The organism is Actinomadura sp. 6N118 (genome assembly GCF_044326415.1).
In the GTDB taxonomy this organism is placed as follows: domain Bacteria; phylum Actinomycetota; class Actinomycetes; order Streptosporangiales; family Streptosporangiaceae; genus Spirillospora.
In genome coordinates, this window is the sequence record NZ_JBIRAZ010000003.1 from 303,858 (window position 1) to 326,205 (window position 22,348).

Here is a 22,348-nt window from a genome sequence, read left to right on the forward strand (position 1 = left end):
TGCACGTGACCACGAACCTTGCCCGCCGCCAGGAAGGGCCGCCCGACGCCGTCACCCGGCGCACTTGGCTGGCCCTGGTCGTCCTGGCGGCGGGTCTCGCCATCGACACCGGCAGCGTCGCCGTCGTGAACTCCGCTCTGCCGGTGATCGGACAGCGGTTCGCCATGGACGACTCCCTGCTGCAATGGACGATCACCCTGTACGCGGCCACCTTCGCCGGGTTCCTGCTCTTCGGTGGCAGGGCCGCGGACGTGCTGGGCCGACGGTTCGTCTTCGCCATCGGCATGGCGATCTTCACCGCCTGCGCAGCCGCCGCCGCGGTGGCTCCAAGCGCCGAACTGCTCGTCGTCGCCCGGGCTGGGCAGGGCCTCGGAGCCGCCCTGTCCGGACCCGCTTCGCTCGCCTTGGTGACCCAGCTGTTTCCCGAAGGCCCCCTCCGCAACCGCGCCCTGGCCGTTTACACCTCTGTCGGAGCTTCGAGCTTCAGCGGCGGCCTCGTGCTGGGCGGAGTCCTGACCGACGCCTTCGGGTGGCGGTCGGTCTTCGCCGTGCTCACGGCGACCTCCCTCGGCGTTCTGCTGATGGTGCGCAGCGTGCTTCCACGCGGCACATCGCTCAAACAAAGCATGGATCTGCAGGGCGCCGTCCTCGCCACCCTCGGCCTGGTGTCGGCGGTCTACGGCGTCGGAAACGCCTCCACTAACGGGTGGAATGACACACGGACCTGGGCTCCGCTCGCCGCCGCCATCGTGCTGCTCGGCGGATTCGCCCTCTGGGAACAGCGCGCCTCCGATCCGCTGCTGCCGTGGACGATCTTCCGGTCCGCGCCGCTGCGGGCGGCGACGCTGGCTGCGGTGACCTTCTTCACGCCCGTGCTCGGCCTCCTGTTCTTCGCGCCTCTCTACATGCAGGGGATGCTGGGGTACTCGCCGCTGGAGTCCGGCCTGGCGATCGTGCCGATGGGGCTCATCGTCATGGTCTCCGCCAACGTCGCCGGCCGCGTCCTGACACGGGCCGGACAGCGTCCGCTGATCGTCAGCGGGCTCCTGCTCATCGCCGTGGGCGTCGGTGGCCTTTGGACGCGTACTCCAGTCGAGGGCGCCTACCTGACCCACATCCTCCCCGGAATCGTCGTCATGAGCGTGGGCCAGGGCCTGGCGTTCGCCGCGCTCACAACGGCATCACTCACCGATGTCGCTCAAGAACGGCACGGCGTCGCGGGCGCACTGAACGTCACGGCGCAGCAGCTCGGCGGCAGCCTCGGCGTCGCAGCTCTGGTGACGGTCTCCCAGGCCGCCGGAACCACCGCAAGCCCGGCCGGCGTGCTCGACGGCTACCACGCCGCCTACCTCGCGGGCGCCGCCGTCGCAGTGTTCGGCGCCCTAGTGATCGCTGTCCTCCCCTACAGGCTGCGAATCTGACTCACGTCCGGCATGGTCGCGAGAGAGCACGTCAAAACGCGATGGACGCTTGTCCGTCGATGCCGTACACATGCTTGGCGAAGCCATGCATGCGGCGTGACCGGCGGACGTCGACGAGGAGACCGAGTGCAGGAGATCGAGTTTCGGCTGGCGGGCCACGAGGTGGTCAAGGTCCTCATCGACGGCGTCCTGCTGCTCGACCTCGTCCGCGAGGCGGAGCTTCCGTACGCGCGATACGAGCAGCTCGAACGGGCCGAGGAGTTCGCGCCCGAACCGGCTCCCCTGCTCGCAGGCGAGTACAGCGATTTCCTGGGGCGCTTCACCGGCTGGCCAACCCGGCACTATCTGGGCGAACCCGTGGAGGTCGCCTACAACCAGGAAGACGACGAGACCATGCTGCTCGGATGCACGTGCGGCATTGCGGAGTGCTGGGCGCTGCTGGCCAGGATCGAGGTCACAGGCACGCAGGGCCGGTGGTCGGGCTTTCGCAACAACCACAGGGACTGGGACCTGTCAGCGACTCTTGGGCCATTCGTCTTCTCACGTCGGCAGTACGAAGAGGCCCTTGCCAGCACAGCTCGTCCGTGATGCGACCGTCTCCTATTCAGCTGGCGCGGCGCTGCGCGCCGCGGAGGTGAGGGATGCGGTTCCTTCCGGCCCTGAAGGGGCGAGGCTGCTCGCATGGAGTTCCCTGAACTGCCGTGGAGAAAGGTTGTAGGCGCTGCGAAAAGACTGGCTGAAGTGTGCGGGATTGGTGAAGCCCCACCGCGCCGCGACGGCTCCGATGGGGCGGGTTGCGAGCAGCGGGTCGGCCAAGTCGTGGCGGCATCGCTCCAGTCGGCGTTCGCGGATCCAGCCGGCGACCGTACGGTCTTGCTCGTGGAAGAGTTTGTGCAGATACCGCAGCGAAATATTGTGCGCCGCCGCGATCGAACTCGGTGTCAATCGCGGATCTCCGAGGTTCTGCTCTACGAAAGCGTCGATCCTTGCCAGCAGCACCCGATGCTGTGTCTGCGCCGGCACCGAGCTGGCGGTGTCCAGCTCGTGGGCTATCGCTGCGGCCAGCACGTCCAGCGCAAGGGTGGACAGCCTGCCCGCGTCGGCGGCGCTGTATTCGTCGATGTGCCGAGCCAGTTGCAGCAGGAACTGCGAGGTCAGCGCTCCGATACCGTGGCTGCCCGGGATACGCGCCGCGGTCAGCCGCCGCAGGGCCTGGTGCGGTAGCGGCAGCTGGGAGCGCGCGAATTGCAGGACCAGCAACTGGCCCGTCCCGATATCGGTTGCAAGCGCGGCGGAGTACGGTCGCGACGTGTCGTAGAGCACCAGGTCGCCGACCGCGAACTCGGTATGCCGATCGTCTTGCGTTGCGGTGCCTGCGCCACGCACGGCGACGCCCAGCTTCCACATCCCTGGATCAGACTGCCGGATGAGCTTGTCGGTGCGGTGAATCTCGTACGGCGTGGTCGTCATCAGCGTCACCTGCACCGAGCCGAGCTCGCGAAAACTCAGCCGGGCCTTGAAGTTCTTTTTCAGCGGTGGCGGACAGCGCAGCTCATAAGGCACCCACGTTCGCGCACTCACCTCATGCCAGTAACCGAATCGTTCCCCGGCCGGTACGCCGTCCGTGCTCACCTCCACGAGCAACCCCCATCAGGTCGATCCGCGGGACCGAAACATACCAGCGGCCTACGACATCGCCGCCCGGGGCGAGGAGACGCATAGGTCTGGGCGATGTCTCTGATCGCAACCACGACTTGGTGCTGGGGCGTCGGCATGTGATTGGTTCGAATGGCTTTGGCAGGCCTGTCTAAGGAGAATCGTGAGGGACGCGGTCATCGTCGGCGCGGTTCGTACACCCGTCGGGAAACGCAACGGAGCTTTGGCGGACGTTCATCCCGCGAACCTTTCGGCGCACGTTCTGAAGGCGCTCGTCGAACGTGCCGGGGTGGAGCCGGCCGAGATCGATGATGTGGTGTGGGGGTGTGTCAGCCAGGTCGGCGACCAGTCGGGCAACATCGGCCGGGTCGCCGTGCTGGCGGCGGGGTGGCCTGAGTCGGTGCCCAGCACGTCGGTCGACCGGCGGTGCGGCTCCAGCCAGCAGGCGGTCCACTTCGGGGCCGCGGGGGTCATCGCCGGGCACTACGACTTCGTGATTGCCGGTGGTGTCGAGTCGATGAGCCGGGTGCCCATGGGGTCGGCCGGGCGGGACGGCCAGCCGTACCCCGACGAGGTGCTGGAACGCTACGGCGTGTCCGGCTTCAACCAGGGCATCGGGGCCGAGATGGTCGCCGAGCGGTGGGGCTTCTCCAGGCGGCAGCTCGACGAGTACTCGGCCCGGTCGCATGCCAGGGCCGCCGCGGCCGTCGACTCCGGTGCGCTCGATGGGCAGCTCGCCCCGGTGGGGGCGCTAACGGCAGACGAGGGCATTCGGCGCGGGTCCTCGGTGGAGACCTTGGGCGGGTTGAAGACCCCGTTCCGCGACGACGGTGTGATCACCGCGGGCAACGCCTCGCAGATCTCCGATGGAGCGGGAGCCCTCCTCATCACGTCCAGCGACATCGCCCGGGCCCGTGGGCTGCGGCCGATCGCCCGCGTGCACACGGTCGCGCTGGCCGGTGACGATCCGGTCATCATGCTGACCGCGCCGATCGAGGCCACGGCCAAGGTGCTGAAGAAGTCCGGGCTGCGCATCGACGACATCGGCGCGTTCGAGGTGAACGAGGCCTTCGCGCCGGTGCCCCTGGCCTGGCAGGCGGAGACCGGAGCCGCCGATGAACGGCTCAATCCCCTGGGCGGGGCGATCGCCGTGGGGCACCCGTTGGGCGGCTCCGGTGCCGTCCTGATGACACGGCTCGTGCACCACATGAAGGACCAGGGTCTGCGGTACGGCCTCCAGACCATGTGTGAAGCAGGCGGTATGGCCAACGCCACCGTCCTCGAACTGCTCTGAAGGGATCCACGCGCATGCGTCTGGAAGGATTGTCGGTCGCCGTCAGCGGCGGCGCCTCCGGCCTCGGGCTGGCGACGGCACGCCGGGTGGTCGAGGCAGGCGGCAAGGTCACCCTGATCGATCTGCCCACCTCGGGCGGTGCCGACGTGGCGAAGGCGCTTGGTGAGGCGGCGCGGTTCGCCGCGGCGGACGTCACCGATGCCGACGAGTTCGCGGCGGCGCTCGACGCGGCCGACGCGTTCGGGGACCTGCGGGGGCTCGTGCACTGCGCGGGTGCCGGCCGCAGGCTGCGGGTGCTCGACAAGGACGGCGTCCCCGGCTCCGTCGAGGACTTCGAATGGGTGATCAAGCTCAATCTGATCGGCTCGTTCAACGCCCTGCGCCTCGGCGCGGCGCGCATGGCCCGCCACGAGGAGGTCGGCGGCGAACGCGGCGCCATCGTCCTGACCGCCTCGGTGGCCGCGTACGAGGGCCAGATCGGGCAGATCCCGTACACCGCCGCGAAGGCGGGCATCGTGGGGATGACCTTGACGGCGGCCCGGGACCTGGCCAGCAGGTCGATCCGGGTATGCACGATCGCGCCCGGGGTGATGGACACTCCCCTTCTGGCCCGCCTGCGGGATGACGTGCGGACGGCGCTGGAAGCCAGCGTTCCCAACCCTGCCCGGCTCGGCCACGCGGACGAGTTCGGGCAGCTGGCATGCCAGATCCTGGAGAACGGCTATCTCAACGGCGAGACCATCCGTCTCGATGGCGCGATCCGCATGGCGCCGCGCTGACCTCCCGCGACCGGGCTCCCCGGCGGCCCGCCCGGACCTCGGCCGAACGTGGCGCCGGGGATACAGTCGGCCCCGTGGACCTGCACCAGATCAAGTACTTCCTCGCGGTCGTCGACCACAACGGCATCAACGCCGCGGCGGCCGTGCTCGACGTCGCCCAGCCCACCATCTCGCAGGCCGTCCAGGGCCTCGAACGCGAGCTCGGCGTGCAGCTGTTCCACCGCATCGGCCGGGGCATGGTGCTCACCTCGGCCGGGCACAGCCTTGTCGGCCCCGCACGCCGCATCCTGCGCGACGTCGTCGCCGCGGAGGGCTCGCTCGTCGACGCGGCGGGGCGGCCGCGGGGGCGGCTGGACATCTTCGCCATGTCCGCGTTGTCGGCGGATCCGGTGGCACGCCTGGTCGGCGCCTTCCGGAGGGAGTTCCCGAAGGCCGCCATCAGGATCGGAGACCTCCGCGACGAGGCGATGGCGGCCTCCCTGATCAAGGAGGGGCACTGCGAGATCGTGGTCTGCCACCTGCCAGCGACGGACCATGCCGGCCTGGACGTCTGCGAGCTCGGCGTGCAGGAGTACTGGCTCGTCCTCCCGCCCGGATCGGCGGCGCCTCCGGATGACCCGCTGCCGCTCGCCGAGCTGCCGGACATCTCGCACGTGACCGTGCCTCAGGGCAGTTCCCTGGCGGTCGGCGAGATCGAGGAGGCGGTCGCCGCTGCGGGCCGTGCCATCCGCCCGTCCGTCGTGGTGGAGCACCGCGAGGCCCGGCTGCCCTTCGTCCTCGCCGGGGTGGGTGCAACGTTCCTCGAACGGTCGATGGCCGAGGCCGCCGCGGCCCGCGGGGCCGTGGTGCGGTCCCTCGAACCACGGATCAGCCGGGCCTATGGCTTGGTCTACGACTCCGCCGCGCTGTCTCCTGCAGGCCGCGCCTTCGTCGATCTGGCGCGGGCGAACGGCTGCCCGTGAGGGAGAACGGCTGCCCGTGAGGACGCCGCACGTCCATCAGCCGCTCGGGTGTGGCTCCGACGCCAGCTCCGCCTCCGGCTCCGGCGCCAGCGAGCGGGCACGGTCCCGCAGCTCGTGCTTGCGCACCTTCCCGCTCGCGTTGCGCGGCAGCTCGGAGACGACGGCGAGGTGGCGCGGCACCTTGTACGCCGCCAGCCGGGACCGGCACCACTGGTCGAGCTCTTCGAGCGTCGGCGAGCCGGACGCGGGAGCCGGGACCACGATCGCCAGCGGCGTCTCGCCCCACCGTTCGTCCGGCATGCCCACCACGGCGACCTCGGCCACCTTGGGATGGGCGGCGAGGGCCTCCTCCACCTCGGCGGAGTAGATGTTCTCGCCACCGGAGATGATCATGTCCTTCAAGCGGTCGACGACGTAGATGTAGCCGTCCTCGTCCTGCCGGACGAGGTCACCGGAGTGGAACCAGCCGCCGGCGAAGGCCGCCTCGGTCTCGGCGGGCCTGTTCCAGTAGCCGGTCATGATCGACGGTCCGCGATAGACGATCTCACCGACCTCCCCCTGCGGAACGTCGTTCATGTGCTCGTCCACGATGCGGACCTCGACGTTGAGCAGCGGGGTCCCCACCGATCCGATCTTGCGCAGGGCGTCCTCGCCGAGGAGCACGGTCGCCACCGCGCTGGACTCCGTCTGCCCGAAGACGCTCAGCAGCTTGGCGCCCGGGAACGTCTCGAGCATCGTGTGCAGCAAGGCCTTCGTCGCGGGTGAGGCTCCCCACGAGATGATCCGCAAGGCGGACCAGTCCCGGTCCTTGACGTCCGGGACGTCGCAGACCGCCTGCCATTGGGCCGGGACGAGAAAGCAGTAGCCGACACGCTCGCGTTCCAGCAGGTCGACCGTCTCGACGGGGTCGAAGCGGCCTGACTTGGCGATCACCGTCCGGCCTCCGACCATGATGCTGGACAGCAGGGCAGCCAGGCCGCCGATGTGGAAGAGCGGGGTGTTGATCAGCCACACCCGGCAGTCGACCGGCGGGGCGAAGTGGGCGAACCTGCTCATGGTCTGGATGAGGAGGTTGTAGTGCGTGAGCACCGCACCCTTGGGCCGTCCCGTCGTGCCGGACGTGTACATGATGAACGCCGGGGCGTAGAGGTCGACCGCCACCTCGGGCAGGCTTTCGGGTGCCTCGCGCAGCGCATCCTCGTAGCGGTCCATGCGTTCCATGTCCGCGATCGGCTCATCGCCCGTCCCGACCACGAGGCAGTGGCGCACCGTGGGGGCGTCTTTCCATGCCAGCGTGAAGGTCTCGGTCAGCGCAGCGTCGACGACGGCGAGCACGGCTCCGCTGTCGGACAGCTGGTACGCCACCTCGTGGGCGTGCAGCCTGAAGTTGATCGGTACGCAGATGGCACCCAGCCTGGCGCAGGCGAAGAAGGTCTCCACCATTTCGAGCCTGTTGAACGTCATCACCATGACGCGGTCGCCCTCGTCGACACCGCGTGCCCGGAAGGCATTCGCGAGCCGGTCGACCCGGGCGTCCAGCTGGCGGTAGGTGCGTTCGGCGCCGTCCATGCGCAGCGCCACGGCGCCCGGGACGGAGCGGGCGTGCCGGGCGAGCTGGTCGCTGATCGTCATGCGCGCGGACGCCGCCAGCGCAGAGTTCATGTCGGGGTTCTCCGTTCGTGTCCGGACCGAGGCACGCTGGTCAGCAGTCGATCATCCAGCCGGGGTGCAGCGCAAAGATCGAACGCCGCATCATCCGATAGGCCGAACCTATGCGTCCCCGCCAAGCCCAGGGGTTGCCTATGGATCGCCTGAAGATCTCTGCCGCTGGATCTCCGCCGCGACGTCCAGGAACGCCGTGGCGGCCGGGGACAACGGACCAGGCCGGAAAACCAGCCGCACCGTACGGTTGACCTGCGGAGATGTGGACCGCACCACCACATTGCGGAGCTCGGTCTCGGCGATCCGCCGGGGCAGGAACGTGGCTCCTGCGCCGTGCATGACCAGTTCCCAGATCGCCTGCCTGTGTGCGCACTCGACGGCCACGTAGTCGATGGCCTCGCCCAGTGCCTCGTCGATGGCGGTCCGGCCGCCGGTGGCCGAGGACTCCAGCACCAAGGGGAGCTCGGCGACCGCTTCGAGCGGAACCGGATCCGGGAGCGCTGCGGCCAGGTCAGGCGGGAGGACGAGAGCGATCTCCTGCTCCCAGAGTTCGCGGGTCTGCAACATGTCGCTCTTCACCGGGAAGTCCGTCAGGCCCAGCTCGGCCCGCCCCTGGCGGACCTGGTTCACGACGTTGGACGAGCTGCCGGGATCGAGGACGGTCACCAGGACGCCCGGGTGCCGCGCGTGGAGCCTGCTGGCCAGCTCCGGCAAGGGATCGGCGGACAGGGTCGACAGGACCGCGAGCTCCAGCCGTCCGGTGATCAGGTCCCGGACGGCGTGCACCTTGTCCTTGGCGTTCTCGACGTCGGCGAGGATCTGCCGGGCCGGGCCGGCGAACGACCTGCCGTCGGCGGTCAGGGTGAGCCCGCGGCCCGACCGGTCGAACAGCTCGGTGCCGAGCTGGCGTTCCAGGCTGCGGATCGCCTGGGACAGCGAGGGCTGGGCGATGTACAGCGCCTTCGCGGCCTTGGTGATGCCGCCGTGGTCGATGACCGCTACGAAGTACGCGACGAGCCGCAGATCCATGGTCGAACGATACGCTGCCACCAGAATGACCTGATCCCGCTGACCTCGGCTCATAGGTACGGCCAATAGATCCATACACACCCTGGTCTTTGTGCGTGCCGGTCCGGGGGTGATGCAGTCGGAGCATGCCAGCTGAGACCAGCACGACCGCCGTCGCCGATGAGGTGCTGGTGCGTCACGAGGCGCGCACCGCGGTGATCACCATCAACCGCCCGCACGCGAAGAACGCCGTGACCAGGGCGGTGTCCGAGGGCATCGCCGCCGCACTCGACGAGCTCGACCGCCGGGACGATCTTTCCGTGGGCGTCCTGACCGGTGCGGGGGGCTCGTTCTGCGCGGGGATGGATCTGAAGGCGTTCCTGCGCGGTGAGCGTCCGAGCATCGAGGGCAGGGGATTCGCCGGGCTGACCGAGGCTCCGCCGAGGAAGCCGCTGATCGCGGCGGTCGAGGGCTACGCGCTGGCGGGAGGCTGTGAGATCGTCCTCGCGTGTGATCTCGTCGTCGCGGCACGGACGGCTAAGTTCGGCATCCCGGAGGTCAAGCGGGGACTGGTCGCCACCGGCGGCGGGCTGCTGCGCCTGCCGCACCGCGTCCCCGAGCAGATCGCGATGGAGCTGGCCCTGACCGGCGACATGATCACCGCCGCGCGGGCCTATGAGATCGGCCTGGTCAACCGGCTCACCGACGAGGGCGGCGCGCTGGCGGAGGCACTCGCCCTCGCCGGTCGCATCGCGGCGAACGGCCCGCTCGCCATCCTCGCCAGCAAGCGGGTGATCAAGGAACACGGGCAGTGGCCGGAGACGGAGAGATTCGCCCGCCAGCGCCGGATCACCGAGCCCGTCTTCGCCTCGGCCGACGCCAAGGAAGGCGCCCGCGCGTTCGCCGAGAAGCGCCTGCCGAACTGGCAGGGCCGATGAGCGGCGACACCAGCACGAGCGGCGGGCCCAAGGGCTCCGGTCCCCTGACCGGGATGAGGATCATCGAGCTCGGCGGCATCGGGCCCGTTCCCTTCGCCGCCATGATGCTGGCCGACCTGGGAGCGGAGGTGATCCGCATCCAGCGGCCCGCCGAACGGGACGCGCGCCCGAACCCGGTGCTCGACCGCGGCCGCCGATCGTTGATCGTCGATCTGAAGCATCCGCGTGGCGTCGCGGTCGTCCAGTCCCTGATCGACGGGGCGGACGCGGTCCTCGAGGGCTTCCGCCCCGGCGTGGCCGAACGGCTCGGCTTCGATCCCGAGACGCTCGCCGAGCGCAATCCCCGGCTGGTGTTCGGCCGCATGACCGGCTACGGCCAGGACGGGCCGCTGGCGATGCAGGCCGGCCACGACATCAACTACATCGCCCTGTCCGGCGCCCTCGCCGCGATCGGGCGGCCCGGCCAGCCGCCCACCCCGCCGCTCAACCTGGTCGGCGACTTCGGGGGCGGCGGCATGCTCCTCGCCGTCGGCGTGCTCGCCGCGATGCTGAACGCGCGGACGTCGGGACGCGGCCAGGTCGTGGACGCGGCGATGGTGGAGGGCTCCGGCCTGCTGATGTCGATGATCTACGGCCGGCTGGCGCAGGGCGTGTGGACCGTCAACCGGGGCGAGAACGTGCTCGACGGCGGCGCCCCGTTCTACGACTCCTACGAGTGCGCGGACGGACGCTACATGGCCGTGGGCGCCATCGAAAGCCAGTTCTTCGCCAATCTCGTGGACGTCCTCGGTGTCGCCCACGCGGTGGACCTCGCCGCCCAGCGGGACCCCGCCACCTGGCCGGCGATGCGGGAGGCCTTCACGACGGCGTTCAAGGAGGCGTCCCGGGACGAGTGGGTCGAGCGGTTCGCCGGGGTCGACGCCTGCGCCTCCCCCGTGCTGACCATGGACGAGGTCGTCGCGCATCCCCACAATGCCAGCCGGGAGAGCTTCTTCACCGACTCCGGCGGCGCGATCCATCCCGGACCCGCGCCCCGGTTCGCCGGCACCCCGTCCGAACGGCCGACCCCCGCACCTGTCCCAGGTCAGGACACACACGCGATCCTTTCCGAGGTAGGTCACACTGCCAAGGAGATCGCGGACCTGCTGAAGGAAGGCGTGGTGATGGGTTGAACACGTACTGGCCCGAGGGACTGCCCGCCTCGCTCGACTATCCCGAGCTGACGGTGGGCGAGATGTTCACCGCCGCGGCCGGGCTGTACGGCGATCGCACGGCCATCGTCGACGGAGCCGAGCAGCTCACCTTCGCCCAGTTGCGCGAGCACGTCGTAACGTTCGCAAATGCCGTGCGCGACTCCGGCGTCCGCAATGGCGACGTGGTCCTCCTGCACATGCCCAACAACATGTGGTTCCTGGTGGGCTACTACGGGGCGCTACTCGCCGGGGCGACCGTGTCTCTGGCCAACCCGCTGCAGCCCGCGCCCGCCCTCCACACCCAGCTCCTCGACACCGGCGCCGTGCTGGCGGTCAGCCATCCCGCCCACGTCCCGACGCTACTGGAAGCCAGCGCAGAGTCGCCCCTGCGAACGATCGTGCTCGTCCCACTGAGCGCCTGTGCTCCATCCGCAGCGGATGAGCCGAGTCGCGCTGGCGACGCCGCGGTGGTGGACCTCGCCGACTTCGTCGCGGGCCGGTCCGCCGCCGTTCCGCAGATCACCGTCACCGCTGACGACGTGGCCCATATCGCCTACACGGGCGGCACCACCGGAGTCTCGAAGGGTGTACGGGTCCTGCACCGCAACATGGTGGCCAATGTCATCCAGATGACGGCCTGGCGCGCCGCCCACCTGGTCACCACCACCAAGGACAGCGGCCTCCGGCTCAGCCCGATCCCGGGACTGGACGACGCCGGAGTACGTCCTGGCAGCGCCGTCACCGTGATGGTGTCGCCCCTGTTCCACGCGCATGCACTCATCCACGTCAACTTCCTGCTGCTGTGCGGGGCGACCATCGTGCTCAGCGGGCGCTTCTCCCCCGACCGCCTGCTGGAGGAGATCGAGCACCACCGCGCCACCTACGTCACCGGCAGCCCCACCATGTGGCACGCGCTGCTGGACAGTCCCGGACGGAACGGCCGCGACCTGTCCTCGGTCGAGGTGATCTCCTCTGGAGCCGCACCCATCGACCCCGCCACCCTCCAGGCTCTCGGCACCGCCTTTCCCAACGCGGTGATCAGCGAGGGGTACGGGCTCACCGAGGCGACGTGCCTGGTGACGGCCGCGCCGCTGCTGCGCAGTGCCAGACGCAAAGCCGGCAGCGTCGGCCTGCCGATCTTCGACACCTCCGTGCAGGTCCGGCCGGTCAACGGCGGCGCGGCGGCGCTCGGGCCGAACGAGACCGGTGAGCTCTGGGTGCGCGGTCCGCAGGTCACGGCGGGCTACCTGAACCAGCCGGACGCGACCGCCGAGCAGTTCGCCGGCGGCTGGCTCCGTACCGGAGACATCGGCCGCATCGACGAGGAGGGCTTCGTCTTCATCGCCGACCGCGCCAAGGACATGCTCATCTACAAGGGCTACAACGTCTATCCGCGCGAACTCGAAGACGTCCTGCACAGCCATCCGCAGGTGGCGACGGCCGCAGTCGTCGCCCGGTCCGTGCCACGCGTCGGGCAGGAGCCGGTCGCCTTCGTCGTCCCCCGGCCCGGCGCGGACGTCGACCCCGGCGAGATCATGGCGTTCGTGGCCGAACGTGTCCTCCCGTACAAGAAGATCCGCGCGGTCCAGGTCGTCGACGCGCTGCCCACCTCCCCCGCCGGGAAGATCCTCAAGACCGAGCTGCGGGCGATCGCGCAAGACGGCCCGCAACCGGCCAACGACCCTGTGACCACTAACGACTCTGTGACCCTTTGAGGAGACAGCCAGTGGAGACCGAAGCGTTCCAGACGGTGCTCGCCTCCGTGCGCACCTTCGTGCGCAAGGAGGTCGTGCCCGCCGAAGACGTCATCGAGCAGACCGACGAGATCCCCGAGGCCATCCGCGCCAAGGCGGCCGACATGGGGCTCTTCGGCTACGCGCTGCCCGAGGAGCACGGCGGCCTCGGGTTCTCGATGAGCGAGGACGTGCAGCTCGCGATGGAGCTCGGCTACACCGCACCGGCGTTCCGCTCGATGCTCGGGACCAACAACGGCATCGCAGGCCAGGTGCTGGTGAACTTCGGCACCGACGAGCAGAAGCGGCGCTACCTGCCCGACCTGGCCGCCGGCCGCACGATCGCCTCGTTCGCCCTGACCGAGGCCGAGGCTGGGTCGGATCCGAGCGGAATGCGCACCCGAGCGTCCAAGGTCGAGGGCGGCTACAGGCTCACCGGCCAGAAACGCTTCATCACCAACGCCGATCGTGCCGACCTGTTCATGGTCTTCGCAAGGACGGGCGCCGGAACCGAGGGCACCAAGGGCATCTCCGTCTTCGCGGTCGGCGCCGGCGCCGAGGGGCTCACCGTCGGGCCCAACGACGAGAAGATGGGGCAGCGCGGCGCGCACACCGCCGAGGTCTTCCTCGACGACGTCTTCGTGCCCGAGTCCGACCTGATCGGCGGGGTCGAGGGCGAGGGCTTCGCGGCGGCCATGCGCTCCCTGGCCCGCGGCAGGCTGCACATCGCGGCGATCTGCGTCGGGCTCGCCCAGCGGCTCGTTGAGGAGAGCGTCGGCCACGCCGCAGCGAGCCGGCAGGGCGGCCGTCCCATCGCGGAATTCCAGCAGGTACAGGCCATGCTCGCCGACTCGCAGACCGAGACGCTCGCGGGGCGGGCGATGGTGCTGGAGGCGGCGCGGGCGTTCGACGACGGCAGCGACCGCCGCATGGCGCCGTCCTGCGCGAAGCTCTTCTGCTCGGAGATGGTCGGACGGGTGGCCGACCGCGCCGTCCAGATCCACGGCGGCATGGGATACATGCGGTCGGTTCCGGTCGAACGGTTCTACCGCGACGCCCGCCTGTTCCGGGTGTACGAGGGCACAAGCGAGGTGCAGAAGGTCATCATCGCCAAGCAGCTGCTCAGGGAGGCGAACCGATGACCCGCCGGGTGGTGTGCCCGGCCGACACAGCCACCCGGCGCTCGCAGCCGCTGCGCGGTATGCGGATCATCGAGATCTCGAGCTATGTGGCGTCGCCGTTGAGTGGGATGACGCTGGCCCAGCTCGGCGCGGACGTGATCCGCGTCGAGCCGGTCGGCGGTGGCGCCGACCGCACCCGGTGGCCGCTGGCCGAGAGCGGGACCAGCCTGTACTGGACGGGACTCAACAAGGGCAAGCGTGCCATCGAGGTGGACCTGTCCGCCGCGGAGGGACGCCGGCTCGTCGGCGATCTGATCGTCAGCGGCGGCGACCACGGCGGGATCGTTGTCAGCAACTCGGAGCGGTATTCGGAGCTGACATTCGAGACCTTGAGCGCACGCCGCCCCGACGTCATCCATGTGCTGCTCACCGGGCGCCGGAACGGTGCGACCGCAGTGGACTACACCGTCCAGGCGGCAACCGGATTCCCCCTGCTGACGGGCCCGGAGGACACAACGCGGCCGGTGAACAGCCCGGTGCCCACCTGGGACCTCGCCGCCGGGCTCTACCTCGCGATCGGACTGCTGGCCGCCGAGCGGCACCGGCTGCTGACCGGCGAGGGGCAGAGCCTCCGGGTGGCTCTGGAGGACGTCGCCCTGGCAGCGGCCGGAAACCTCGGATACCTCGCCGAGGCGCAGCTGAACGGCGCGTCACGGGAACGCGACGGCAACCACGTCTACGGCACGTTCGGCCGTGACTTCGCCACCGCCGACGGCGAGCGGCTGATGATCGTGGCGCTCACGGCCCGGCATGCCAGGGATCTCTTCGCCGCGACCGGCCTCACCGGCGTGATCTCCGCGCTGTCCGCCGCCCTCGGAGCGGACTTCGACGAGGAGGCGGAACGGTACCGGCACCGCAAGGTGCTCGGTGAGCTGCTCGCCGGGTGGTTCGAGTCCCACACCCTCGCCGAGGCGCAGGAGGCCCTCCGCACCACGCGGGTGTTGTGGTCGCCCTACCAGAGCTTCAGCGATCTCGTCGCGGACGACGCGCGCCTGCTGCGGGAGAGCCCGCTGATGGCGGAGCTCCGGCAGCCGGGAGTCGGCAGGCACTTGGCCCCCGGATCGCCCCTGGTGCTGGACGGGGAACAGTCGCCCCCGGCAGCGGCGCCCCTGATCGGCCAGCACACCGAGGAGGTGCTGCGGGACCAGCTCGGCCTGTCCGCACCGGACCTTGCGAAGCTGAGAGAGAACGGTGTCATCCCGCCGCGCGACGAGCGGGACGGGGAACGATCGCCTTGATCGCGCGGATTCTGCGAACGGTACGGATCCTGCGAACGGTACGGAGCGGAGAACGGTCATGAGTGTGCTGAGCGAGGACGAGCGTGAGATCGTCGCGCTGGCGGGCGAGTTCGTCGACGCGCGGGTACGGCCGCGGGTACGGGACTACGAGTCGCAGGACAAATACCCCACCGAGTTCATCGAGGAGATGAAGAAACTCGGCTTCTTCGGCCTGCTGGCACCTGCCGAGTACGGCGGTGTGGACGTCAGCGCGGCATGCTTCGCCCGGGTGACCGAGGAGCTCGCCCGTGGCTGGATGAGCCTCGCCGGAGCCATCGGCGGGCACTCGGTAATCGCCTATTTGATCCGCACGTTCGGCACTCCGGAGCAGCGGGAACGCTATCTGCCGGCGATGGCCGACGGCACGATCCGGGCGACGATGGCGCTCACCGAGCCGGGCGGCGGCAGCGACCTGCAGGCGATGCGCACGCACGCGGTGGCCGACGGGGACGACTTGGTGATCACGGGGTCGAAGACCTGGATCTCCAACGCCCGGCACTCGGGACTGATCGGCCTGCTGTGCGTGACCGACCAGGACGCCAAGCCCGCGCACAAGGGCATGAGCGTGGTCCTCGTCGAGCCCGGCGACGGCATGGACGTCTCCAAGAACCTGCCCAAGCTCGGCTATCGAGGCGTCGAGGCGTGCGAGGTCGTGTTCGACCGGATGAGGGTCCCCGCGTCCGCCGTTCTCAGCGGCGAGCCGAACCAGGGCTGGGCGCACATGATGCGCGGGCTTGAGGTCGGCAGGATCCAGGTGGCGTCCCGCGCGGTCGGCGTGGCCCAGGCCGCGCTCGACGACGCGGTCCGGTACGCCCAGGAACGCGAGTCGTTCGGCAAGCCGATCTGGAAACACCAGTCGGTGGGCAACCTGCTGGCCGACATGGTGACCAAGGTCCGGGCGGCGCGGCTGCTGACCGAGGACGCCGCCCGCGTGCTCGACGGCGGAGGCCGTGCCGACATGGAGGCGGGCATGGCCAAGCTGTTCGCCTCCGAGGCCGCCATGGAGGTGACGCTGGACGCGATGCGCGTGCACGGCGGATACGGCTACTCCAAGGAGTTCGACGTCGAACGCTATTTCCGGGACGCCCCCCTGATGATCCTCGGCGAGGGCACCAACGAGATCCAGCGCAACGTCATCGCGGCCCAGCTGATCGCGCGCAACCCCATCACATGACGAACGAGAGCTGATCATTCATGCCACTACTCCCCGGCAAGACCGCGGTCATCACCGGCGGCGCCCAGGGCATCGGGCTCGCCATCGCGGAGGCCTTCGTCAAGGAGGGCGCGAAGGTCGTCCTCGGTGACCTGAACCTGGACGCCGCCGAGGCCGCGGCCAAGGAGCTCGGCGGGCCCGAGGTGGCGCGGGCGGCGCGGTGCGACGTCACGAGCGCCTCCGACGTGCAGGCCCTGATCGGCACGGCGACGGCGGCCTTCGGCTCGCTGGACGTCATGGTCAACAACGCCGGGATCACCCGCGACGCGACGATGCGGACGATGACCGAGGACCAGTTCGACCAGGTCATCGACGTCCATCTCAAGGGCACATGGAACGGCACCCGCACCGCGGCGGCGGTGATGCGGGAGCAGAAGAGCGGCGCGATCGTGAACATCTCGTCCCTGTCGGGGAAGGTCGGCATGGTCGGCCAGACCAACTACTCCGCCGCCAAGGCCGGCATCGTCGGCATGTCCAAGGCGGCCGCGAAGGAGCTGGCGCACCACGGCGTCCGGGTCAACGTCATCCAGCCGGGCCTGATCCGTTCGGCCATGACCGAGGCGATGCCGCAGAAGGCGTGGGACCAGAAGATGGCCGAGATCCCCATGCGGCGCGCCGGCGAGCCGGACGAGGTCGCCACCGTGGCCCTGTTCCTGGCCTCCGGCCTGTCCTCGTACATGACTGGCACGGTGCTGGAAGTGACCGGCGGACGGTTCATGTGACCCCGATGAGCTCGCCTCAAGCGACGCCGATGAGCTCGCCCCATTGGGAACCGCACACGCTCACCACCATTGAGACAGTCGATCCTCATCCCGTGGCGACGCTGTCCGCTCTGTTCGACGACGGGACGCCCCCTGTCGGCCCGGGAGACGTCCTGCCGCCTCTGTGGCACTGGCTCGCCCTGGCACGCTGGCCGCCCTCGTCCACGCTCGGTGTGGACGGCCACCCGGCACGCGGAACGTTCCTGCCTCCTGTGGAACTGCCGCGCCGGATGTTCGCCGGCGGCGAGGTCGCCTTCCACGCTCCGCTCACGGTGGGCAGCACGGTGCGCCGGGAGGCGCGCGTCGAATCGGTCACCGAGAAGTCCGGGCGCTCGGGGAAGCTGGTCGTCGTGGTCGTCGCCACGAAGCTGTACGACGACGACGGCCTGCTTGCGATCGATGAGCGGCAGGACATCATCTACCGGGACGCCGGAGCCGTCTCCCCCTCGGCGAGCCCGTCCGAGGAGGCAGCAGGTCTGGCTCCTTCTGGCGCGCCCTTCACGCGGTCCGGTGAATGGTCCTGGGACTTCGCCACGGATCCGGCCTTGCTGATGCGATTCAGCGCGGCGACGTCGAACCCGCATCGGATCCACTACGACTGGCCCTACGCCACTCGGATCGAGGGCTATCCCGGCCTGGTCGTGCACGGACCCCTGATGACGCTCGCACTCGCGGAGGTCCTCCGCCTGGAAGGGCACAAGTCGCGGGTCTCCCGCCTCCGGCACAGGAACCGCAAACCTCTCTTCTGCGGCCAGAACGCACAGCTGCGAAGGATCGAGGACGCCGCCGCGCCCGACGCGTTCACCCTGGGCCTGATCGGCCCGGATCCCGCTGCCACGCCGAGCACCACCTTGACGATCGACTTCGAACCCCGCCAGGAAGAAGGGACGACCGGCCATGCGTGAAGCGGTCATCTGCGAGCCCGTCCGTACCCCGATAGGCCGCTATGGCGGGATCCTCAAGAGCCTGACCGCGGTCGACCTCGGGGTGGCGGCCCTCAAGGGACTGATCGACCGCACCGGCATCCCGCCGGAGGCGATCGAGGACGTCGTCCTCGGTCACTGCAACGCCAGCAGCGAGGCACCCGCGATCGGCCGGGTCATCGCGCTCGACTCCGGGCTCCCCGTCAGCGTCCCGGGCTTGCACCTCGACCGCCGTTGCGGCTCGGGCCTGCAAGCCGTCATCAACGCCGCCATGCAGGTGCAGACCGGTGCCCATGACGTCGTCGTCGCGGGCGGAACCGAGAGCATGAGCAACGCCACGTTCTACTCGGTGGACATGCGGTGGGGCGCGAGGAACGGCGTCGCGATGCACGACAGCCTCACGCGTGCGCGGCAGACCGCGGGCGGCCGGAGCCATCCGGTCCCAGGCGGCATGCTCGAAACGGCCGAGAACCTGCGCCGGGAATACGCGATCCCGCGCGAGGAACAGGATGAGCTCGCCCTGCTGTCACACCAGCGGGCGGTCAAGGCCCAGACGGGCGGGATCCTGGCCGAGGAGATCGTCCCGACCCCGGTCATGACCAGGAACGGCGAGACCGTCATCGACACCGATGAGCACCCGCGTGCCGACGCCTCGATGGAGTCGTTGCGCAGGCTCAAGCCGATCCTGCTCGGCTCCGACCCGGAGGCGACGGTCACGGCCGGCAACGCCAGCGGCCAGAACGACGCGGCCGCCATGTGCCTCGTCACCACACCCGAACGCGCCGAGCAACTCGGGCTGCGTCCGCTGGTCCGGCTCGTGTCATGGGCCGTGGCGGGAGTCGGGCCGGAGACCATGGGCATCGGCCCGGTCCCCGCCACCGAGGCAGCGCTGGACCGCGTCGGCCTGACGCTGGACGACATGGACCTCATCGAGCTGAACGAGGCGTTCGCGGCCCAGGCTCTGGCGGTCATGCGGGAATGGAAGTTCACCGGCGAGGATCTGGAGCGCACGAACGTCCACGGCTCCGGCATTTCGCTCGGGCATCCGGTCGGGGCGACCGGTGTGCGGATGCTCGCGACGCTGTCCCGGGAGCTGCACCGGCGGCAGGCCCGGTACGGGCTGGAGACCATGTGCATCGGCGGAGGCCAGGGACTGGCGGCCGTCTTCGAGCGGGTGACGGCATGACCGTGCGCGTCTTCGCGTCCCTTGCGGAGCTGGAGAGCGCCCTCGACCAGCCGATCGGGCCTACCGCCTGGCTGGTCGTCGACCAGGAGCGCATCAACGCCTTCGCCGATGCCACCGGCGACCACCAATGGATCCACGTCGACGCCGAACGGGCCGCGGCCGGGCCGTTCGGCCGCACCATCGCGCACGGCTACCTGACCCTGTCGCTGATACCGATGTTCGGCCAGCAGCTCGTCCGCCTCGATCTGGGCCAGGCGCGCGTGAACTACGGCCTGAACAAGGCGCGATTCCCCTCCCCCGTGCCCGTGGGATCACGCCTGCGGGCACAGGCCACGTTCGTCGGCCTACGGCAGACCGGGGCGGGGACCGCTCTCACGACGCGCTACACGATCGAGATCGATGGAGCGGCGAAGCCGGCCTGCGTGGCCGAGACCATCACCATCGTCGTCCACTGACCAGCGGGCCAGCTGGTCGGCTGGTCGGCTGGTCAGCGGTCCTGCCAGACCGGCGCCCGCTTCTCGGCGAAGGCGCGGGCGCCCTCCATCGCGTCGGCGGACGCCGTCACCTCCAGCCACACCTTCCGCTGTTCCGCGAAGGCCTCCGTGTCGGTGTAACTCACCGACGCCGCGACGATCTGCTTGGACGCGCGCACCGCGAACGGGGCGTTGGCGGCGATCCGGCCGGCCAGCGCCCGTGCTTCGCCGAGTGCGCCGCCCGGCTCAGTGAGCACGTTGACCAGCCCGTACTCGTGCGCCTTCGTGGCCGGGAGCGGGTCCCCCGTGAGCACCAGCTGCATGGCCAGGTGATACGGCAGTGCCTTCGCCACCCGCAGCAGGCCGCCTCCCACCGCGATCAGCCCGCGCTTGACCTCGGGCAGGCTGAACGTGGCGTCCCGCGCCGCGACCACCAGATCGGCGGCGAGCGCCAGCTCGCAGCCGCCCGCAGCCGCCCATCCCTCGACCGCGGCGATCAGCGGTTTGCTCGGCGGGCGCTCGGTGATGCCGGCGAAGCCCCGCCCCGGCAGCGCCGGACGCTCGCCGCGCGCGAACGCCTTCAGGTCCATGCCGGAGGAGAAGGTGCCGCCCGCGCCGGTGAGGATCCCGACCAGCAGATCCGGCCGGGACTCCAGCTCGTCGATCGCGGCGGCGATCGCCTTGGTCATCTCCAGGTCGACCGCGTTGCGCGCCTCCGGCCGGTTGATGGTGATGACCGCGACACCGTCGGCGAACTCGGTCAGCACAGTGCTCACTCGTTTACTCCTTACAGGCCGATGGACTTGGCGATGATGCTCTTCATGACCTCGCTGGTGCCGCCGTAGATGCGGGTGACCCTCGCGTCGGCGTACATGCGGGCGATCGGGTATTCCAGCACATATCCGTAGCCGCCGTGCAGTTGCAGGCACTTGTCGACGACGCGCGACTGCAGCTCAGTGCAGAAGAGCTTCACCTTGGCCGCGTCGGCGGCGCTCAGCCCGCCGGCGTCGTGCTCCTCCAGCGCGCGGTCGACCATCGCTTGACCGGCCTCCACGTCGGCCGCGCACTCGGCGAGCACGAACTTGGTGTTCTGGAAGCCGGACAGCGGCTTGCCGAACACGTTCCGCCCGGTCACGTACTCGAGGGTCAGCTCCACCGCCGCCGCTGCCGCCGCCTGCGCGTTCACCGCGATGGACAGCCGTTCCTGCGCGAGGTTGTGGCCCAGGTACTCGAACGCGCGGCCCTCCTCCCCCAGCAGGTTCTCCGCCGGGACGCGGACGTCGTCGAAGGCGAGCTCGGCGGTGTCCTGCGCCTTGAGGCCGATCTTCTCCAGATTGCGGCCCACCGAGAACCCGGGCGACGACGACTCGACGACGAGGATGCTCAGTCCCGCCCGGCGGTTGCCCGGCGACACCGACGTGCGGGCGACGACGAGCACCAGGTCGGCGTTCACGGCGCCCGTGATGAACGTCTTGGCCCCGTTGAGGATCCAATGGTCGCCGTCCCGCGTCGCGGTGGTGGTGATGCCGGCGAGATCGGACCCGGTGCCCGGCTCGGTCATCGCGATCGCGGTCATCAGATCGCCGTCGGCCACGCCGGGCAGCCAGCGCCCCTTCTGCTCGTCGTCGGCGTAGCGCAACAGGTAGGGCAGGACGATGTCGGTGTGCACCCGTACCGTGCCGAGGCCCAGCTTCGCGCGCGCCATCTCCTCGTTCACCACGGCGTTGAACTTGTAGCTGCGCTGGCCGCCACCCCCGTACTCCTCCGGGACCCGGACGCCGAGGATGCCGAGCTTGCCCAGCAGCCGGTAGAAGCCGCGGGGCGCCGCGCCCGCCTTCTCCCACTCGGGGAAGACCGGGACCACCTCGCGGGCGAGGACGTCACGGACGGTGGCCCGGAAAGCTTCATGGTCGTCGTCGAAGACGGTGCGTCGCATCGTTCTCCTCATCTTGTCGAACGATCGTTAAATAAAGGTGAAGAACCGGCCGTGTCAAGATCCGGACGTGTGGTACTACGGGCGAGCGGGCGGGAGGTCCTGCACCAGCGTGAGTGACAGGTGGATGTACCTGTCGACCAGGTCGGTGACGCCCAGATCACCGGACGGCTGGTACCACTGGGCGACCGCGTTGCACATCCCGAGGACCGCCCGCTGCGCCTCGTCGGGGTAGGGCGTGGTGAAGACACCGCGCGCCACACCGTCTTCGATGATCTCTCGCAGCAGCCTCGGCAGCTCGTCCCGCCGTTCGACGAACCGTTCCAGCCGCTCCGGCTCCAGATTCCTTATCTCGCGCAGGGCCAGCAGGCTGTCGACCTGGCGCCGCACGCGGTACTCCACCAGGGCCCGGACGAAGGCGCCCAGCCGCGCGGCCGGGTCGTCCCCGGCCGCGCTCAGCGCCGTCTGGCAGCTTTGGAAGACGTCCGCGAGCGCGTCCTCCAGCAGGGCGTGGAGCAGCTCCTGCTTGCCGTCGTAGTAGTAATAGAGGGCCGAGAGGCTCAGCCCCGCACGCTTGGCGATGTCCCGGATCGACGCGCCGTGGTAGCCGCGCTCAGCGAAGATCTCGCGAGCCGAACCCATGATCGCCGCGAGTCCGTTGCCCCGGGTCACCGCCGCCGGCGGCTTCCGAGCCGGCTGTTTCCGATCCGGCGCCGCGTCGGCCGTGCCGCTTGTGGCCATAACCCCATCCTATG

General features: G+C 69.8%; 21 protein-coding genes. 15 read left to right on the plus strand and 6 right to left on the minus strand.

Annotated elements, in window-relative coordinates:
* The first annotated feature begins 5 nt into the window (after positions 1 to 5).
* Entirely contained in the window at positions 6 to 1,421 is a 1,416-nt protein-coding gene (locus ACH34W_RS09245; protein ID WP_395960332.1) for an MFS transporter, read from the plus strand.
* A gap of 126 nt (positions 1,422 to 1,547) precedes the next feature.
* Positions 1,548 to 2,009, plus strand: coding sequence for a hypothetical protein (locus ACH34W_RS09250; RefSeq protein ID WP_395960333.1), 462 nt, complete (start codon positions 1,548 to 1,550; stop codon positions 2,007 to 2,009).
* A 12-nt stretch (positions 2,010 to 2,021) separates the two neighbouring features.
* Here the strand turns inward: ACH34W_RS09250 and ACH34W_RS09255 are convergent, their stop codons facing one another.
* Positions 2,022 to 3,059 (minus strand): helix-turn-helix domain-containing protein, encoded by a 1,038-nt coding sequence (locus ACH34W_RS09255; RefSeq protein WP_395960334.1) that lies wholly within the window; start codon positions 3,057 to 3,059, stop codon positions 2,022 to 2,024.
* 181 nt (positions 3,060 to 3,240) lie between these two features.
* Between ACH34W_RS09255 and ACH34W_RS09260 the strand changes: the two genes are divergently transcribed.
* From ACH34W_RS09260 to ACH34W_RS09270, 3 genes are all read left to right on the plus strand, one after another.
* A complete protein-coding gene (locus ACH34W_RS09260) occupies positions 3,241 to 4,371 on the plus strand; it encodes a thiolase family protein (RefSeq protein WP_395960335.1) in 1,131 nt (376 codons plus the stop codon).
* Between the two features lie 14 nt (positions 4,372 to 4,385).
* Positions 4,386 to 5,150 (plus strand): SDR family NAD(P)-dependent oxidoreductase, encoded by a 765-nt coding sequence (locus ACH34W_RS09265; RefSeq protein ID WP_395960336.1) that lies wholly within the window; start codon positions 4,386 to 4,388, stop codon positions 5,148 to 5,150.
* A 74-nt stretch (positions 5,151 to 5,224) separates the two neighbouring features.
* Positions 5,225 to 6,112, plus strand: a complete 888-nt coding sequence (locus ACH34W_RS09270; protein ID WP_395960337.1) for a LysR family transcriptional regulator — start codon at positions 5,225 to 5,227, stop codon at positions 6,110 to 6,112.
* A gap of 36 nt (positions 6,113 to 6,148) precedes the next feature.
* Here the strand turns inward: ACH34W_RS09270 and ACH34W_RS09275 are convergent, their stop codons facing one another.
* Both ACH34W_RS09275 and ACH34W_RS09280 read right to left on the minus strand, forming a co-directional pair.
* Positions 6,149 to 7,774, minus strand: a complete 1,626-nt coding sequence (locus ACH34W_RS09275; RefSeq protein ID WP_395960338.1) for a long-chain-fatty-acid--CoA ligase — start codon at positions 7,772 to 7,774, stop codon at positions 6,149 to 6,151.
* Positions 7,775 to 7,912: 138 nt separating this feature from the next.
* Positions 7,913 to 8,803: a LysR family transcriptional regulator gene (locus ACH34W_RS09280; protein ID WP_395960339.1), complete on the minus strand. Its 891-nt coding sequence runs from the start codon at positions 8,801 to 8,803 to the stop codon at positions 7,913 to 7,915.
* A 125-nt stretch (positions 8,804 to 8,928) separates the two neighbouring features.
* On the opposite strand from ACH34W_RS09280, the gene ACH34W_RS09285 reads away from it, so the two are divergent.
* From ACH34W_RS09285 to ACH34W_RS09330, 10 genes are all read left to right on the plus strand, one after another.
* Entirely contained in the window at positions 8,929 to 9,720 is a 792-nt protein-coding gene (locus tag ACH34W_RS09285) for a crotonase/enoyl-CoA hydratase family protein (RefSeq protein WP_395960340.1), read from the plus strand.
* Positions 9,717 to 10,892, plus strand: a complete 1,176-nt coding sequence (locus ACH34W_RS09290; protein ID WP_395960341.1) for a CaiB/BaiF CoA transferase family protein — start codon at positions 9,717 to 9,719, stop codon at positions 10,890 to 10,892. The genes ACH34W_RS09285 and ACH34W_RS09290 overlap by 4 nt, the downstream gene beginning before the upstream one ends.
* On the plus strand, positions 10,889 to 12,628 hold the full coding sequence (locus ACH34W_RS09295; RefSeq protein ID WP_395960342.1) for a class I adenylate-forming enzyme family protein: 1,740 nt from the start codon (positions 10,889 to 10,891) through the stop codon (positions 12,626 to 12,628). The genes ACH34W_RS09290 and ACH34W_RS09295 overlap by 4 nt, the downstream gene beginning before the upstream one ends.
* Positions 12,629 to 12,639: 11 nt before the next feature.
* The gene (locus ACH34W_RS09300) at positions 12,640 to 13,788 is read left to right on the plus strand and encodes an acyl-CoA dehydrogenase family protein (RefSeq protein ID WP_395960343.1); all 1,149 of its coding nucleotides are present in this window, start codon (positions 12,640 to 12,642) and stop codon (positions 13,786 to 13,788) included.
* Complete coding sequence (locus ACH34W_RS09305; RefSeq protein WP_395960344.1) at positions 13,785 to 15,065, plus strand: CoA transferase; 1,281 nt, start codon at positions 13,785 to 13,787, stop codon at positions 15,063 to 15,065. Before ACH34W_RS09300 ends, ACH34W_RS09305 begins: the two co-directional genes overlap by 4 nt.
* Positions 15,066 to 15,123: 58 nt before the next feature.
* A complete protein-coding gene (locus ACH34W_RS09310; RefSeq protein ID WP_395960345.1) occupies positions 15,124 to 16,278 on the plus strand; it encodes an acyl-CoA dehydrogenase family protein in 1,155 nt (384 codons plus the stop codon).
* Between the two features lie 20 nt (positions 16,279 to 16,298).
* A complete protein-coding gene (gene fabG, locus ACH34W_RS09315; RefSeq protein ID WP_395960346.1) occupies positions 16,299 to 17,039 on the plus strand; it encodes a 3-oxoacyl-ACP reductase FabG in 741 nt (246 codons plus the stop codon).
* Positions 17,040 to 17,131: 92 nt separating this feature from the next.
* Positions 17,132 to 17,983: a MaoC family dehydratase N-terminal domain-containing protein gene (locus tag ACH34W_RS09320; protein WP_395960347.1), complete on the plus strand. Its 852-nt coding sequence runs from the start codon at positions 17,132 to 17,134 to the stop codon at positions 17,981 to 17,983.
* The gene (locus tag ACH34W_RS09325) at positions 17,976 to 19,187 is read left to right on the plus strand and encodes an acetyl-CoA C-acetyltransferase (RefSeq protein ID WP_395960348.1); all 1,212 of its coding nucleotides are present in this window, start codon (positions 17,976 to 17,978) and stop codon (positions 19,185 to 19,187) included. Before ACH34W_RS09320 ends, ACH34W_RS09325 begins: the two co-directional genes overlap by 8 nt.
* Positions 19,184 to 19,642, plus strand: a complete 459-nt coding sequence (locus tag ACH34W_RS09330) for a MaoC family dehydratase (protein ID WP_395960349.1) — start codon at positions 19,184 to 19,186, stop codon at positions 19,640 to 19,642. Before ACH34W_RS09325 ends, ACH34W_RS09330 begins: the two co-directional genes overlap by 4 nt.
* 32 nt (positions 19,643 to 19,674) lie before the next feature.
* Here ACH34W_RS09330 and ACH34W_RS09335 read toward each other — a convergent pair whose 3' ends face one another.
* The 3 genes from ACH34W_RS09335 to ACH34W_RS09345 all read right to left on the minus strand — a co-directional run bounded on the left by ACH34W_RS09335 (position 19,675) and on the right by ACH34W_RS09345 (position 22,334).
* The gene (locus ACH34W_RS09335; RefSeq protein ID WP_395960350.1) at positions 19,675 to 20,436 is read right to left on the minus strand and encodes a crotonase/enoyl-CoA hydratase family protein; all 762 of its coding nucleotides are present in this window, start codon (positions 20,434 to 20,436) and stop codon (positions 19,675 to 19,677) included.
* 11 nt (positions 20,437 to 20,447) lie between these two features.
* Positions 20,448 to 21,596 carry an acyl-CoA dehydrogenase family protein gene (locus tag ACH34W_RS09340; RefSeq protein WP_395960351.1) on the minus strand — a complete coding sequence of 383 codons (1,149 nt, stop codon included), beginning with the start codon at positions 21,594 to 21,596 and terminating at the stop codon, positions 20,448 to 20,450.
* 75 nt (positions 21,597 to 21,671) lie between these two features.
* Positions 21,672 to 22,334, minus strand: coding sequence for a TetR/AcrR family transcriptional regulator (locus ACH34W_RS09345; protein WP_395960352.1), 663 nt, complete (start codon positions 22,332 to 22,334; stop codon positions 21,672 to 21,674).
* Between the last annotated feature and the right edge of the window lie 14 nt (positions 22,335 to 22,348).

Excerpts from the sequence above, each read along its gene's own strand:
- ACH34W_RS09265 (WP_395960336.1), top strand. The coding sequence starts at position 4,386 with ATGCGTCTGGAAGGATTGTCGGTCGCCGTCAGCGGCGGCGCCTCCGGC.
- ACH34W_RS09275 (WP_395960338.1), bottom strand. The coding sequence starts at position 7,774 with ATGAACTCTGCGCTGGCGGCGTCCGCGCGCATGACGATCAGCGACCAG.
- ACH34W_RS09280 (WP_395960339.1), bottom strand. The coding sequence starts at position 8,803 with ATGGATCTGCGGCTCGTCGCGTACTTCGTAGCGGTCATCGACCACGGC.
- ACH34W_RS09285 (WP_395960340.1), top strand. The coding sequence starts at position 8,929 with ATGCCAGCTGAGACCAGCACGACCGCCGTCGCCGATGAGGTGCTGGTG.
- ACH34W_RS09290 (WP_395960341.1), top strand. The coding sequence starts at position 9,717 with ATGAGCGGCGACACCAGCACGAGCGGCGGGCCCAAGGGCTCCGGTCCC.
- ACH34W_RS09305 (WP_395960344.1), top strand. The coding sequence starts at position 13,785 with ATGACCCGCCGGGTGGTGTGCCCGGCCGACACAGCCACCCGGCGCTCG.
- ACH34W_RS09310 (WP_395960345.1), top strand. The coding sequence starts at position 15,124 with ATGAGTGTGCTGAGCGAGGACGAGCGTGAGATCGTCGCGCTGGCGGGC.
- fabG (WP_395960346.1), top strand. The coding sequence starts at position 16,299 with ATGCCACTACTCCCCGGCAAGACCGCGGTCATCACCGGCGGCGCCCAG.
- ACH34W_RS09325 (WP_395960348.1), top strand. The coding sequence starts at position 17,976 with ATGCGTGAAGCGGTCATCTGCGAGCCCGTCCGTACCCCGATAGGCCGC.
- ACH34W_RS09330 (WP_395960349.1), top strand. The coding sequence starts at position 19,184 with ATGACCGTGCGCGTCTTCGCGTCCCTTGCGGAGCTGGAGAGCGCCCTC.
- ACH34W_RS09340 (WP_395960351.1), bottom strand. The coding sequence starts at position 21,596 with ATGCGACGCACCGTCTTCGACGACGACCATGAAGCTTTCCGGGCCACC.
- ACH34W_RS09345 (WP_395960352.1), bottom strand. The coding sequence starts at position 22,334 with ATGGCCACAAGCGGCACGGCCGACGCGGCGCCGGATCGGAAACAGCCG.